This window comes from Ferrovum myxofaciens, from assembly GCF_013181415.1.
Taxonomy (GTDB): Bacteria; Pseudomonadota; Gammaproteobacteria; order Burkholderiales; family Ferrovaceae; genus Ferrovum; species Ferrovum myxofaciens.
In genome coordinates, this window is sequence record NZ_CP053676.1 from 1,152,511 (window position 1) to 1,167,113 (window position 14,603).

Annotated in this window: 13 protein-coding genes; 9 read left to right on the top strand and 4 right to left on the bottom strand. The window is 59.0% G+C overall.

What is annotated here, in order from left to right:
• Positions 1 to 53: 53 nt before the first annotated feature.
• The 5 genes from mltA (at position 54) to HO274_RS05625 (ending at position 5,596) form a co-directional block, all read left to right on the top strand.
• Complete coding sequence (gene mltA, locus HO274_RS05605; protein ID WP_273122033.1) at positions 54 to 1,304, top strand: murein transglycosylase A; 1,251 nt, start codon at positions 54 to 56, stop codon at positions 1,302 to 1,304.
• Between the two features lie 57 nt (positions 1,305 to 1,361).
• Positions 1,362 to 2,630, top strand: a complete 1,269-nt coding sequence (gene hemA, locus HO274_RS05610) for a glutamyl-tRNA reductase (protein ID WP_273122035.1) — start codon at positions 1,362 to 1,364, stop codon at positions 2,628 to 2,630.
• Positions 2,627 to 3,715, top strand: a complete 1,089-nt coding sequence (gene prfA / locus HO274_RS05615; protein ID WP_273122037.1) for a peptide chain release factor 1 — start codon at positions 2,627 to 2,629, stop codon at positions 3,713 to 3,715. The genes hemA and prfA overlap by 4 nt, the downstream gene beginning before the upstream one ends.
• Before the next feature lie 3 nt (positions 3,716 to 3,718).
• Positions 3,719 to 4,546: a peptide chain release factor N(5)-glutamine methyltransferase gene (prmC, locus tag HO274_RS05620; protein ID WP_273122039.1), complete on the top strand. Its 828-nt coding sequence runs from the start codon at positions 3,719 to 3,721 to the stop codon at positions 4,544 to 4,546.
• 81 nt (positions 4,547 to 4,627) lie between these two features.
• Positions 4,628 to 5,596: a hypothetical protein gene (locus tag HO274_RS05625; protein ID WP_062188147.1), complete on the top strand. Its 969-nt coding sequence runs from the start codon at positions 4,628 to 4,630 to the stop codon at positions 5,594 to 5,596.
• Positions 5,597 to 5,610: 14 nt separating this feature from the next.
• On the opposite strand, the gene grxD is transcribed toward HO274_RS05625, so the two are convergent.
• Complete coding sequence (gene grxD, locus HO274_RS05630) at positions 5,611 to 5,919, bottom strand: Grx4 family monothiol glutaredoxin (RefSeq protein ID WP_031596045.1); 309 nt, start codon at positions 5,917 to 5,919, stop codon at positions 5,611 to 5,613.
• On the opposite strand from grxD, the gene HO274_RS05635 reads away from it, so the two are divergent.
• From HO274_RS05635 to mdoH, 3 genes are all read left to right on the top strand, one after another.
• Positions 5,918 to 6,871 carry a S1/P1 nuclease gene (locus tag HO274_RS05635; RefSeq protein WP_273122042.1) on the top strand — a complete coding sequence of 318 codons (954 nt, stop codon included), beginning with the start codon at positions 5,918 to 5,920 and terminating at the stop codon, positions 6,869 to 6,871. The genes grxD and HO274_RS05635 overlap by 2 nt on opposite strands.
• A complete protein-coding gene (locus HO274_RS05640) occupies positions 6,868 to 8,217 on the top strand; it encodes a sigma-54-dependent transcriptional regulator (RefSeq protein WP_031596043.1) in 1,350 nt (449 codons plus the stop codon). The genes HO274_RS05635 and HO274_RS05640 overlap by 4 nt, the downstream gene beginning before the upstream one ends.
• Before the next feature lie 219 nt (positions 8,218 to 8,436).
• Positions 8,437 to 10,410, top strand: coding sequence for a glucans biosynthesis glucosyltransferase MdoH (gene mdoH, locus HO274_RS05645; RefSeq protein WP_273122045.1), 1,974 nt, complete (start codon positions 8,437 to 8,439; stop codon positions 10,408 to 10,410).
• On the opposite strand, the gene HO274_RS05650 is transcribed toward mdoH, so the two are convergent.
• The 3 genes from HO274_RS05650 to HO274_RS05660 are packed head-to-tail and all read right to left on the bottom strand — an operon-like array spanning position 10,324 to position 13,802.
• On the bottom strand, positions 10,324 to 10,947 hold the full coding sequence (locus HO274_RS05650; protein WP_273122046.1) for a hypothetical protein: 624 nt from the start codon (positions 10,945 to 10,947) through the stop codon (positions 10,324 to 10,326). The genes mdoH and HO274_RS05650 overlap by 87 nt on opposite strands.
• On the bottom strand, positions 10,944 to 12,458 hold the full coding sequence (locus HO274_RS05655) for a sensor histidine kinase (protein WP_273122048.1): 1,515 nt from the start codon (positions 12,456 to 12,458) through the stop codon (positions 10,944 to 10,946). The genes HO274_RS05650 and HO274_RS05655 overlap by 4 nt, the downstream gene beginning before the upstream one ends.
• Positions 12,459 to 13,802 carry a chloride channel protein gene (locus HO274_RS05660; RefSeq protein ID WP_273122050.1) on the bottom strand — a complete coding sequence of 448 codons (1,344 nt, stop codon included), beginning with the start codon at positions 13,800 to 13,802 and terminating at the stop codon, positions 12,459 to 12,461.
• Between the two features lie 299 nt (positions 13,803 to 14,101).
• Between HO274_RS05660 and HO274_RS05665 the strand changes: the two genes are divergently transcribed.
• Entirely contained in the window at positions 14,102 to 14,581 is a 480-nt protein-coding gene (locus HO274_RS05665) for a ferritin-like domain-containing protein (protein WP_031596038.1), read from the top strand.
• Positions 14,582 to 14,603 lie beyond the last annotated feature (22 nt).

Below are 14,603 nucleotides of genomic sequence, written 5' to 3' on the forward strand. Positions count from 1 at the left end.
AACGGATTAAAGTAATGACATTCTAACAGGCCGAAGCCCGGTAATGGTACGCTATGCGCATGACGCGCCTTCTGATTTCTGCCTGTATTCTGGTTCCGTTCCTGCTGGCAGGCTGTGCCACCCCGCCTCCTGCCCCACAATCTGCCGCCTCCGCGCTCCGGCTCGGTGTCTGCGCGCCCGTCTCTCCGGCCTGCCCCCAACCGGTAAAAACCGTCTCAACCCCGGTGGAAAACCTTGCGCCGCCCCCGCCAGGACACCTGGTCCGTACGGATTTCAGCCAGTTACCCCACTGGGACAGTGGGCTCAGTCCGGCCACCTGGAATGCCTTTCTGGAAAGTTGCACCCGCCTGTCCCAGGATGCACCCTGGACCTCCCTCTGCCAACAGGCCACTGCCCTGGGCCCCTTCGATGCCCTCACCATGCGTCGGTTCTTCGAACATTCCTTTGACCCCTGGCAGATCCTCAACCCGGACGAATCCCCTCAGGGTCTGATCACCGGTTATTACGAACCCCTTCTGCAGGGCAGTCTGACGCGTACTGCGGTCTACCGCTTTCCTCTCTATGGCCCACCGCCAGACCTGTTGACCATCGATCTGGGCGACCTGGCCCCCGACCTCAAGGGACGGCACCTGCGCGGACGACTGGTGGGCAACCGGGTGGTCCCGTATTTCTCCCGCGCCGAGATCGACCTCGAGGATGGGCCTCTGACCGGTCACGAACTTCTCTGGGTCGACAACCCGGTCAAATTGTTCTTCCTCCAGATTCAGGGGTCCGGGGTGGTCCAGTTGCGAGACGGACGACGGCTGCATGTGGGGTATGCGGATCAAAATGGCCATCCGTTTCGTTCCATTGCCCGCTATCTGATGGAACAGGGACAATTATCCCTGGCCCAGGCTTCGATGCAGGGCATTGAAGCCTGGGCGCGGTCACACCCCCAGGATCTCCAGGCCGTGCTGAACCAAAACCCCAGTTTCGTTTTTTTTCGTCTGCTTCCGCCGGACCTGCCCGGCCCCCTGGGAACCCTGGGCGTTCCTCTGACCGGTCAGGCCAGCCTGGCGGTGGATACCCAGGTTATTCCCCTGGGCGCGCCCGTCTTTCTGAGCACCACCTGGCCAGGCCGAAACCAGCCCCTGGATCGACTGATGATGGCCCAGGACACAGGAGGCGCCATTCGTGGTGCGGTCCGCGCAGATTTTTTCTGGGGCTTTGGAGTCGAAGCCGAAGAAGCGGCCGGACACATGAAACAGGCAGGGCAACTTTGGTTACTTTATCCGCACGGCGTGCAACCGCCTGCGGCGCACTGACCAGAAAGTCGGGAACAGTTATAATGCACGGTTACTATCAGGATTCCGGGAACGCCCTTGTCTGATTCCTCTGCTCATCAACTCCATGCCTTCGGCCTGAACCACCAGACCGCACCGGTGGCAGTACGCGAACGAGTAGCCTTCCCGCAGGAACGCCTGCAACCGGCCCTGAGTGCCTTGCTCTATGCCACCCCCGCCGAGGAAGCGGTAATCCTGTCCACCTGCAACCGCACGGAAATTTATTGCAAAACCCCCCATCCGGAAACGGTGGCCGACTGGCTGGCGGATCATCATGAGTTGACGGGTTTCGACCTGTCCCAATATTTGTACCACCTCGACGGCAGTGCCGCTGCCCATCATGCTTTTCGTGTGGCTTCCGGCCTGGATTCCATGGTATTGGGTGAAACCCAGATTTTGGGACAGGTCAAACAGGCGGTCCGCCTGGCCGATGAGGCCGGAACCCTGGGCCCTCTGCTCAATAAAATGTTTCAAAGCACCTTCTCCGTGGCCAAGGCGGTGCGCAGTCAAACCGGCATTGGGGAACGGACCGTCTCCCTGGCTGCAGCGGCGCTCAAATTGAGCGCCGACGTACTGGGTCCCATGAACGAGCAACAGGTTCTGTTCATCGGTGCGGGGGAGATGATCGAACTGGTGGCGACCTATTTTCTGGCACGCCATCCCCGTGCCGTCACCATCGCCAACCGTTCCCCCGAACGGGGTCAGGCCCTGGCCCAACAACTCGGAGGGCGTTACCTCCCCCTGAGCGAACTTCCCCTGGCCCTCGCCCAGCACGATGTGATCGTGTCTTCCACTGCCAGTCACCTGCCCCTGATCGGCAAGGGCATGGTGGAACGGGCGCTGCGGGAACGCAAACATCGCCCCATGGTCATGATCGATCTGGCCGTCCCCCGCGACATCGAACCTGAAGTCGCGCGCCTGGAGGATGTCTTCCTGTATACGGTGGATGATCTGGGCAAGGTCACCCAGGAAAACAAGAATTCGCGCCAGTTGGCCGTGGAGGAGGCCGAATCCATCATTACCCGGCATGTGGAAGACTTCCTGGGCTGGATTGCGGCCCGCAGCGTGGTGCCCACCATCCGTTCCCTGCGCGAACAGGCGGAGCACTACCGCCAACTGGAACTGGAAAAGGCACTGCGCGCCCTGAACCGGGGAGACGAACCCACCAAGGTCATGGAACAGTTATCCCAAAGTTTGATGAACAAGTGGCTCCATCATCCGGTTCAAGCCCTCAACCAGACGCGCGGCTCTACCCGCCAGTCACTGGTGGATGCCATTCGTCATTTATTTCCCGAGAACCCCGCGTGAAAGATTCATTGCTGCACCGCCTGGAAACCCTGCGCACGCGCCTGATCGAACTGGATCACTGCCTCCAGGCCCCGGATGTCACACAACAACTGGACCAGTACCGAAAATTGACGCGCGAACGCTCCGAACTGGTACCGGTGGTGGAACTGTACGATGCCTACCGGCATACCCTCGCGGATATGGAAGCTGCCGCCACGCTGGGACAGGAAGATCCCGAATGGCGTCATTTTGCCGACGAAGAAACCGAACAGGGCAAACGCCGTCTCGAACAGTTGGAAGCAGCCATTCAAACAGCCCTGTTGCCGCGCGACCCCAACGATGGGCGGAATATCTTTCTGGAAATCCGGGCCGGCACCGGCGGCGATGAATCTGCACTGTTTGCCGGTGATCTGTTTCGCATGTATTCCCGATTTTCCGAACGACTGGGCTGGCGCACCGAGATCATTTCCCACAATCCCGGAGAAATGGGAGGGTTCAAGGAAATCATCTTTCGCATCGAGGGAGCGGGTGCCTATTCGCGCTTCAAATTCGAGTCGGGAGGGCACCGCGTTCAACGGGTCCCTGCCACCGAAACCCAGGGACGCATCCATACCTCGGCCTGTACCGTCGCCGTTCTGCCGGAAGCCGATGAAGTGGGGGAAATCGCCCTCAATCCCGCAGACTTGCGCATCGACACGTTCCGGGCCAGCGGAGCGGGGGGGCAACACATCAACAAGACCGATTCGGCGGTACGCATCACCCATCTGCCCACCGGGCTGGTGGTGGAATGCCAGGACGGCCGCAGCCAGCACAAGAACAAGGCTCAGGCTCTGGCCGTGCTGGCCGCACGGTTGCGGGACAAACAGGAACGGGAACAGCATGCCCAGGTCGCTGCCACTCGCCGCTCCCTGATCGGCAGTGGCGACCGGTCCGAACGCATCCGTACCTACAACTTTCCCCAGGGGCGCATTACCGATCACCGCATCAATCTGACCCTCTACAAAATCGAAGCCCTGATGGACGGCGACCTGTTTGAGTTGACCGAAACCCTGATGACCGAACATCAGGCAGATTTACTGGCCGGCTTGGCAGAACCCTCCGAATAACCCATGGTCAGCGTGGCCAGCCTGCTACTCGAAGGATCCCTGCCCCGTCTCGAGGTGCGTCTGCTCCTCCAGGCGGTGTTGCAGTGCTCCCTCACCACTCTGATCAGTGCGCCCGAACGCTGTCTCGGCGAAGAAGAAATCGCCCATTTCCAGGCCCTGCAGGCACGCCGCCAACGGGGGGAACCCATGGCCTACCTGCTGGGAGAACGGGAGTTTTATGGTCTTTCTTTCCTGACCACCCCCGCCGTCCTGATTCCCCGGCCCGAAACCGAAGGATTGGTGGACTGGGCACTGGAAACCTCCGCCCCCCCGGCATCCCTGCACTGCCTCGACCTGGGCACCGGGAGTGGCGCACTCGCCCTGTCCTTGCAATACCACCGCCCACACTGGCAAGTCAGCGCCACAGACCATTCCGCTGCTGCCCTGGCCCTGGCCAAAGAAAATGCTGCCCGTCTGCTTCCTTCTTCGGGTCCGGTTCTGAACTGGTATCTTGGAGATTGGTTTGAGGCCTTGCCCAAGGGAGAAACCTTTGACCTGATCCTGTCCAATCCGCCTTACATTGCCGCCGCCGACCCCCACCTGGACCAGGGAGACCTGCGCTTTGAACCCCGTCAGGCCCTGACCGCCGGCCCCAGCGGCACGGAAGATCTGGCGCACATCATTGCCCAGGCCCCTCTCTGGCTAAAACCAGGAGGAAAATTGCGGGTGGAGCATGGCTTCGATCAAGGCGAGTTTTGCCGGTCCCGTTTCCTTCGAGCCGGGTTTACCCAAGTCACAACCCGAACCGATCTGGCCGGGTTGGAGCGCCTGACCGGAGGCCAAAGGTCATGAGAACGGGAAGGTCATTCCCTTTTTGATACGGCCAGCGTTAGAATGCCGACTTCCCTCATCACCCTCAGGAAAGGTACTTTCATGGACAGGCCAGCGAACTCCTCTCCGGATACCCGCCGGGTTTCCCTGCTCCCGGGCACACGCAAAATCATCGAGGGCGTGGAACGGGTATATTACGAAGGTTACTGGATCCGTTACTACCAACCCCCGGCCAATACGCTGAGTGCCAAGCGCCACCTGATCACCGCGTTGACCCGGCGCCTTTTCAACCACGTCGAGCATGGCATCAATATCTCCGGCGTACGTCTGCAGCAGGCCCGCCATGCCTATGAAACGGCCCTGGATCCCGCCCTCAAACGAGTCAATGGCGCCATGCTGGCGGGCGCCCTGTTCAATCGAGCCTCGGACATCATCGCCAAATTGGTGGAAATCCAGGAGCTGGGCGTGGAAATTCGTTCAGACAATGCCCTGCTGCGGGAATGCGGGAACTGTTTGCAGGAAGCCTTGACCCTAGGCCGTCTGGTACTGCATCGGAGTGGCGAGGAAGGCATCGACGAACTCTGGGGCGAACCCCTGCATGCATTCTCCATTCCGGTGGAAGACTTTTTTGAAAGCCGTTATCTCAAAATTGCGTCCACCCTGCGCGATGTGGACCATATCGGCGCTGCTTTGACCTGTTGCTTTGAAGAGGATGGGGATTTTGCGGCGATTGTACCCCTCATCCGGTGCGCCATCGATGCCGCCCACCGCAAGGTGGAAACCCTTCAAACCGACGATCTGATCTTCACGGTCTGGCCGGAATTCGTGGTTGCAGGAGAAAACCTCATTCATTATCGTCCGCCCTCGGCCTCTGCAGAGGATATCGAACGGGTGCGCCACCAGGAGCACGGATTGCAACTGGTGGCGCAAGGTTGGGCAATTTTGAACGACATTTCACGTGCCCGCACGCCCATGCCAAAAACTACCCAATCCTTCATCCGGCGCCTGGAGGCCTTCCGCCAAAGCGGCACCTGCCCGGGTCTGCTGGTCCCGCTAACCGTTCCCGACTGAGTTCCCCCCAACGATCAACCTGCCATAAGGGACTTCAGTTCTCCGCTCTGGAACAACTCGTCCATGATATCCGATCCCCCGACGAACTCACCCTTTACATATAATTGGGGAATGGTCGGCCAGTTGGCATAGGATTTGATGCCCTGACGAATCTCGGGGTTTTGCAGTACGTCCACCGAGAAAAAGTCCTGCACCCCAGATTGGCGGAGCAGACTGACAGCCTTGGCGGAAAACCCACATTGTGGAAAATCGGGACTGCCCTTCATATACAATACGACGGTGTGACCTTTGACTTGTTGATCGATGATTTCTTGAATGGACATGATGACTCCTGTAGGAATGAATACCCGGTGGACGAACCGTTTCGGGCCTGGCTTCTCCTATTATATTGGAATGATTCCAATCCTGCTTTGTCTGGGGGTTTCTTCCTCCGCCTGGGCCTGGGGCGAGGAGGGTCATGAAGTGGTGGCTTCCATTGCCCTGAACTTCATGGCGCCCGCCCAAAAGGCCCGACTACAGGCACTGCTGGCCAGCGACGAGGATCCACTGACCGCCCATGATCCCGTTTCCGTGGCCAGTTGGGCCGATCGTTTGCGAGAGGCCCCCGGTTCCGGGCGCACCGTCACGTTTCAGCATTCCCGCGCATGGCACTTCGTAGATATCGATCGCCACCATCCTGACCTGATGCAGGCCTGCCAGGATTTTCCACTGCCGAGCCAGAATACCCTGGCCTCTGCGGGCCCTGAACGGGCCTGCATCGTGGCTAAAATCGAACAATTCAGCGCCGAACTGGCCCGCTACAAACGGAGCGGATTTCAGCCTGCCGATCGTCCCGAGGCCGTGTTGGCCCTCAAATTTCTGATTCATTTGATTGGAGACCTGCATCAACCCTTGCATGCCATCGATGACCATGACCGTGGCGGCAATGAAATCAGGGTCAAGTGGGATCACCTCCACGCAGGGAGCCTGCATCATTACTGGGATACGGTGTTCATTGAACAGATGGATCCTGATCCTGCCCGTCTGGCCCAACGCTTGAGCGCCCGGATCACCCCGGATAACCTGCAGGAATGGCAACGGGGAACGCCCCGCGCCTGGGCAATGGAATCCTTCGCCACCGCCCGCAGCCAGGCCTACGACCCCTTGCCGGCCCCGGATGAAAAGGGCCATTACGCACTGACCGATGCCTATGCCCATCAGGCCATGGCAATGATCGCCTTGCAACTGGAAGAAGCGGGGATTCGCCTGGCCAAAACCCTGAATGACTGTCTATGAGCAATCCGACCATCCTGCTGGTGGACGACGACGCGGATCTCCTCCATTTGCTCTCTTTGCGCCTGCGTGCGGCGGGTTACCGGGTCGTCAGTGCGGCCAGTGCCGAAGAAGCCCTGACACGACTGGCCACGGAACGCCCCGGGGTCGTCCTGAGCGATGTCCAGCTTCCTGGCATGGATGGACTCCGCCTGTTCGATGAAATCCATGGCCGTGATCCTACCCTGCCGGTGATCCTGCTCACCGCGCACGGCACGATTCCGGATGCAGTGGAGGCCACCGCCAAGGGCGTTTTCGGCTATCTCACCAAGCCCTTCGATGCAGCGCTTCTGCTGGCCAAAGTGCAATCTGCCCTGGACCTGTCCACTCCACCACCGGAACCCCATCGCCCGGGCGAAGATTGGCGCGCGGAAATCCTCAGCCGTTCGCAGCGCATGGCCGAACTTCTGAACGAGGCCCAACTGGTGGCCCGCTCCGATGCCAGCGTATTGATTCGGGGCGAAAGCGGGACGGGGAAAGAATTGCTGGCCCGTGCCCTGCACCGTGCCAGTGTACGTGCGGCGCACCCGTTCATCGCATTGAACTGCAGCGCAATTCCGGAAGCCTTGCTCGAATCCGAATTGTTCGGGCACGAAAAAGGGGCCTTTACCGGTGCCGTCCAGGCCCACCAAGGCCTCTTTCGCGCTGCCCAGGGTGGCACCCTTTTCCTTGATGAAATCGGCGACATGCCCCTCAACCTGCAGGCCAAATTGTTGCGAGTTCTGGAAGAACGCATGGTCCGCCCCGTGGGATCGAATGTCCATCATGCCGTGGATGTGCGGGTTCTCTCTGCCACCCACCAGAACCTGGAGGCATCCATCGCCGCCGATCAGTTCCGGGAAGACCTCTACTACCGTTTGAATGTCGTCGAACTCATCCTCCCGGCCCTGCGCGAGAGACGGGAAGACATTCCCCTGCTGGCCAAGCATTTTCTGACCCGGCTTGGGAAAAAATACGGCAAGCACCTCAACGGATTTTCTTCCGAGGCGCTGACCGCCTTGTCCGCAGCGCCCTGGCCGGGCAATATCCGTCAACTGCATAATGTCATCGAACAGGTCTGCGCGCTCTCCACCACTCCCATCATCCCCCTGTCTCTGGTTCATCGGGCCCTGCGCCTGCCCACGGTGGAAATCCTCAGCTTGACCGAAGCCCGTGAACGCTTTGAACGGGAATATCTGATCGGACTGCTCAAACTAACCGAGGGTCAGGTGGCCGATGCTGCACGACTGGCGCAACGCAACCGAACTGAGTTCTATCGCCTGCTGCAAAAGTACGGACTGACGCCCGACAGCTTTCGCCCTGTCTCTTGATAGCGACAGGATCAAATGCTTAACTATCAACAGGTTAAATAAATCTCCCCGGAACCTGTCGGCTAACGACGACAACTTCCGGGAGGAAACCCGAAGCCAGCGCCAAATACCCCAGAAAAACCCCCTCCACTCTTCCTTAAAAATAATAAATATTGTTTTATTTCATATAATTGAGAAATACTTAAAGATATTGGCACAATCATTGCTTCAGTTACCAGCATGAATCCTTACGACCTCATACCGCTGACACGTCCTGATCTTCAGGCCCCCCCACTCAACCGGGGATCCATGATCTCCCGACCGTGGTCCGGGTTCTGGAACGGGTTTCTGCAGTCCCTCCGCGCACTTCTGCACCCCCCCCGCAGGAACCGCGCAGAGGCCCCCCTGCAGGCCTGGGAAACGGCAGCGACTCTTCGGCGCCGCGCTCTGGGCGCAGGGATTCTTTTTTCTTCAGTACTGGCCGGATGGAGCCAGTGGCCCCAGAACCTCCAGGGTCTGGGAGCCTTGCTCGGATGGACCCAATGGACCCTCTTCGTCCTGTTATTTGCCTGGGTCAGCGCCGGTTTCCTGACGGCCGTGCTGGGATTCTGGGTGCAGTTGCACCCCGATCCCCACGCCCTGGCCGTGCCCTCCTCCCATGCTGACCTGCCCCTGGACCCCGGTGCCCGCACCGCGCTCATCATGCCCATCTGTCACGAACAGGTACGTAGCGTCTTTGCCGGGTTGCGTGCCACCTGCGAATCTCTGGCAGCTACCCGGGACACCACGCTGTTCGATGTGTTCGTCCTGTCCGACAGTAGCGATCCTGCTATTCTGGCCGAAGAACAAGCCGCCTGGAGGGAATTGCACGACCAACTGGGTCATCGCCTCAACCTGTTTTACCGGGTCCGCGCACGGCGGGGACGGAAGAAAGCCGGCAATGTGGCGGACTTTTGCCGGCGTTGGGGCAAGGATTATCGGTACATGGTCGTATTGGACGCCGACAGCGTGATGACCGGAAGCGCTCTCACCAGCCTGGTGGGCCTGATGGAACGGAACCCGAGCGCCGGCATCATTCAGACCTTGCCTCGCTCCGTGGGACTGGACACGGTTCACGCGCGTAGCCAACAATTTGCGGGGCGAGTCACCGGTCAATTATTTACGGCAGGCATGCAATACTGGCAACTGGGGGAATCCCATTACTGGGGACACAATGCCATCCTGCGGATCGCACCTTTCATGCGTCACTGCGGACTGGCCCTGTTGCCCGGCAAGGGCAATTTGAGCGGAGAAATTCTCTCCCATGATTTTGTGGAGGCGGCACTCCTGCGCCGTGCAGGCTACCACACCTGGATCGTCCCCGGCCTCGAAGGCAGTTACGAACAGCAACCCGCCCACCTTCTGGAAGAGCTGCAACGGGATCGACGCTGGTGCCAGGGCAATCTCAAAAACTTCCGCCTGCTCTGGGAACCCGGATTTCATGCGGTGCATCGCGCCATGCTCCTCACCGGCGTGCTGGCCTACGCCTCGGCTCCCCTCTGGATGGCGTACATTCTGGTCAGTCTGAGTCTGACCGCGCTCAACCCCCATACTCCTCTCCTGCCCGCACTCTGGCCCGTGACCTTGAGCATGCTTTTCATTCCACGCCTGCTGGCCCTGCTGGCCCTTTTCAAACGGGGCGAACAGGCCAAATTCGGGGGAACTTCCACCCTCCTGGCCAGCGCCTTCACCGAAGCCACCCTCTCCCTGTTGCAAGCCCCCCTGCGCATGGTTGCTCATACACTCTTCGTGCTTACCGCCCTGACCGGATTCAGACTGGAATGGAAATCCCCCGCACGGGAAGCCTCTACCCTGGCCTGGCGCAGCACCTGGCAACATTACCGCGGCCTGTTCCTGATTGCGACCGGCGGCCTGGCATTGGCCTCGCTGCGCGGACCGACCCTGATGGTGGACCTGCTCCCCATTGCCCTGCCCTGGTTGCTGGCAGCCCCTCTGGCCATTGCCACCAGTCATTCCACCCGTTTTCTCAAGATGCGCGGGCTTTCCTTGCTGGATATCCCGGAAGAACGTCGCATTCCCTCGGTTCTTCGTCGCGCATGGCACTATGCAGGCCTGCAACCGCTTCCTTCAGGGGTGAGTGCCCGCTTTGTCCGGTCCGGGACGGGAACTCAAATTGCGCTCGATCGCGCGCAGTTCCTGAATCTGTCGCGCTAGATTATCGGCCCTTCCCTGCAACTCCTGGGACTGACGGGTCAGTTGATCCGTCTGGAGTTCCAGCAGCGCCTGGGTGTCCGCCCATTGCTTCAACCAATGAGTCAAAGGAAGCAGTTCCGCGTGATCCCCTTTTTCCTCTTCACCCACCAAGGTCTGCAACAGGATCACGGCCTGCTGGGTAGTTCCTGCCTGATGTTGCAACAGCAGCAATTGAGCCCGCCGTAACCGGTCCTGGGACGTTTCCGGTGCGGGTTGCGCCACCAGACTGGACAGGATTTCACTGCGTACCTCGGGAGACAGGGTCATATCCTGATCCAGTTGATCCAGAGCCATGACCATATCCTCGCCGTCGGCAGGGATCACATCAGGGAGGCGCTTCACCTCATCCACCCCGGAAGACAGGGAGGGCGCAGGGGGGGGTGAAATCACGGGATGGGGCGCAGGCGTCGCACAACCCACCAGAAACGTTACCCCCATCATTCCCAACACCACAGGAATCTTTTTCTCCTGTCTTTTGACCCAAAATTCCATTTTCATGCCCGATCCTTGCTTCCTTTGCTTCGTTGACCACCTGTTTCGCCGGTATCACGAGGCATTTCCACACAAAAAAAAGCCCCGCCGACTCCGTTATCCTGAGGAATGAGCGAGACTCCTCCGCCATGGGCCTGAACCAATGCACGGACAATGGAAAGTCCCACCCCACTGCCCTTGCGCGCGCCCGCAGGTTGACGTTTACCTTGATAAAAGGGATCAAAGATGTGCAGTGCATCCTGAGGATCGACGCCGGGGCCCTGATCCTGGATCATCATCTTCCACCCCTCGCTCCCTTCCGAAAGGGTCAAGCGGATCAACCCGGACACCGGAGAGAAACGAATGGCATTGATCAGCAGGTTCCCCGCCACGGTTTCCCATTTATCCGGATCCAGCCAGACCCGCGCCAAGGTTCCCTCGATTCGAACCTGCAATGACTTGGCCTGAATCTGCAAACGCTGGCGTGTTACCAGATGTTCCAGGAGAACGCGCACATCCACCCAGCGCTTTTGCAGATACTGAGCGCCCGATGCTGCCGCATTGTACTGCAGTAGACCTTCGATCTGGTGTTGCAGCGCCAGAGAGTTTTCCCGCAAGATCACCAGGATTTCCCGTTGTGCTTCATTCACCGGACCCGGCACCTGCTCTTCGAGCAGGGCCACTCCTTCCCGAAGATTGGCCAGGGGCGTCTTCAACTCATGAGAAATATGCCGCATGAACTGAAGTTTATCCGATTCCAGATCCGCCAGTCGTTGTTGCACCCAACGCACCCGTTCCCCCAATTGACGAATATCCGTCGGCCCTCCCAACGGTTTCAGGGGAACCTTCTGAGACCGTCCCAACTGGCGAATGGCGCGGTCCAACTGAGCAAAGGACCGTGACAACCATGCCCCCAAACCCAGAGCCAGTACCAGGGCCAGCGAAGAAGCCGTGACTCCCATGTTGATCAAGACTTGCCTTTGGCGTTCAAACTCCTGCAACAAGGTTTGATCCTGTTCGGCCAGACGGGTTTGCAGCACACTATCCAGTTGTTGGTCCAGTTGTCCCAACTGATGAAATACCGCATCCAGGTGTGCGGTGGGGATACTCATTCGTTCACTGTGTTCTTCAAGCAAGGGAGGAATATTGGCATCCGCCAGTGCGCGCCATTGCTGAGTCAGGGGAACGAGATCCGCCGGACCTGCATGATCCAGTTCCTTCAGTACAGCCAGACTTTGCATCCAGCTATGACGGATATCCAGACGCAGGGAAGGATCATGCAACACCAGGTATTGGCGTACCTGACGTTCCAGGGCAACGGTGGTTTCCTGTAACTCGCGCACCTGACCAGAACGTTGCAAGGCCTTGGCCGGAAAGTCCCGACTGTCTCGACTCAACGTATCCACCGCCACCAGGGCACGCACCAGCGCCCCCCCCAGCAGGATCAGGATCCCGGCAAAGGAAGCCCCCAACAACTGTTTGAACGAGAAAGGGAACGGGGCATGGGACACCAACCGCCTGAAACGTAACCAGCGCACCTAGGCCTCCTTCCGGAAATCCGCAGGACGAATCCCGCTGTCGCGCCGATCCTCGGCAAAGCGCAGGGCCAGTTGTTGGTAGAGTTCCGGTCCGAAATAAGCACTGATAGCGCGCGCCAGAAAGGTCACCGCCAGGAGAGGCAGGGCCATGCGATGCCCGTCCACCATCTCGATCACGATCAGGGCTGCCGTGATCGGTGCTTGGGTGACGGCCGCCAGAAAACCGGCCATACACAGGGTCACCCAGGGAATCAGGTCGTGGCTGCCCAGGGCGGGGGCCAGGGTTGCCCCCAGGGTGCTGCCCACCGCCAGGGCAGGCGCAAAGATCCCGCCGGGAATCCCCGAATAGTAACTGATCACGGTGGCCAGAAAACGGGCGGGCGAAGCGTACCAGGGCACGCTCTGAACCCCTCCATTCACCAGGGGCAGGGCAAGGGTATAACCACTTCCAAAGGAAAGCCCATGAGTCAGCAGGCCCAGCACGGCGATCAATACCCCACAGATCCCGGCAAATACAATGGGATTTTCCTGACGCCAGCGCCATAGCCCCCAGGCCTGCCCCTGTTGCGGCCACAACAACAGGCGGCTGAAAAGCCCGCCCAGCAAGCCGCAAACCACTCCACTCACCAGCACGGGACCCATGATATGGTAATCCAGACCGTGAAGAGTAATGCGCCCGAAATAATTGTAGTTTCCCAAGAGGGCAATGGAAGTCAATCCGGAAACGATGATCACTCCGAGCAATACACCACTGGTGCGGGTTTCCAGTCGACGCCCCAACTCTTCGATGGCAAAAACCACCCCGGCCAGAGGCGTGTTGAAAGCCGCCGCCACCCCGGCGGCACCGCCTGCCAGAATCAGATCGCTGGGGCGCAGAACTCGGGAACGGGGCAGATAGCGACGCGCCAGAAAGACCAGCGACGCCGACACCTGCACGGAAGGCCCCTCGCGCCCTGCGGAAAAACCGCCGGTCAAGGCCAGTAATCCCACCAATACCTTTCCCACGGCAATTCGCAGAGACACCAGATGATGAACGGGTTTCCCCTGGGCAACCAAACGGGTGGCAGCGATCACTTGCGGAATGCCACTTCCCTGTATGCCAGGAAATACTTTTTGAGTCAGAGCCACGGACACCATGCCGATGAAAGGGGTCCAGATCAAGGGTAACCAGAACCAGTGTCGATCCAGAGCAAAAAAGAACGCCAGGGCCAGGTCAGCTCCCTTGGCAAACCCCGCCACCGCCAAACCCGACAGGGCCGCAAAGCCCCACAGAACGAGACGCAAACGCCAGCGCGCCCGACGCCATGGGTTGAGAGAGCGCTTCAGATGAAGAAATAACGGCATGGCCGGAGTCTAACCTAGGTTTACTTCCCCCAGAGAAATACCTTCTGGTTTTTCCTCGTCAATATCCGGGAGAAGTATGGGAAAATCCTTCTGCAACACCATAACGCTCCTCGATGACCGCTTGTTTATGGCATGATAATTGCTTTAATCCCCTGCAGGATGAAAAAAATCAGGGGGGTCACTTCCAATGAATCAATTTTGTCGATAACCCTACAAGGTTGTGATACCCCCTTCAATCTCCCAAATCCAAGCAATGCCTTATTTGTCCATGGACCCCTATCAAAGAGAGAACATCACCCGTGAATTCCGTTGAAGAATTTTTAGCTTACTCCATCAAGCTCGAAGAAGAAGCCGTTCTTCGTTTTGACCAACTGGCGGACGCCATGGCGTCCGTCGGCAACAAGGAAGTCGGGATGCTGTTTCGACGACTGGCCGGGTACTCCCGTTTGCACTTGAGCGATGCACGGGCACGGGCAGGATTTCGCGATATCCCCACCATTGTTCCGGGAAGTTTTCACTGGCCCGACATCGAAAGCCCGGAGACCGCAGCAATTTGGGCCACGGATCCGCAAATAGGTCGGGGACAAGCCCTGGAAATTGCGCTAGACGCCGAACGGGCAGGACTGGAGTACTACACCAGCATCGTGGAGACGACCACGGACCCTGAAATTCTGATGCTTGCGCGAGAGTTTGCCAAGGAGGAATCTCAACATGTAGCCGAACTGGAGAAATGGGTTGCGCTTCATGCCGCCGGCAAGCCATTACCGATCGATCACTGAGGCATTTATCCCTGTTTGTCGC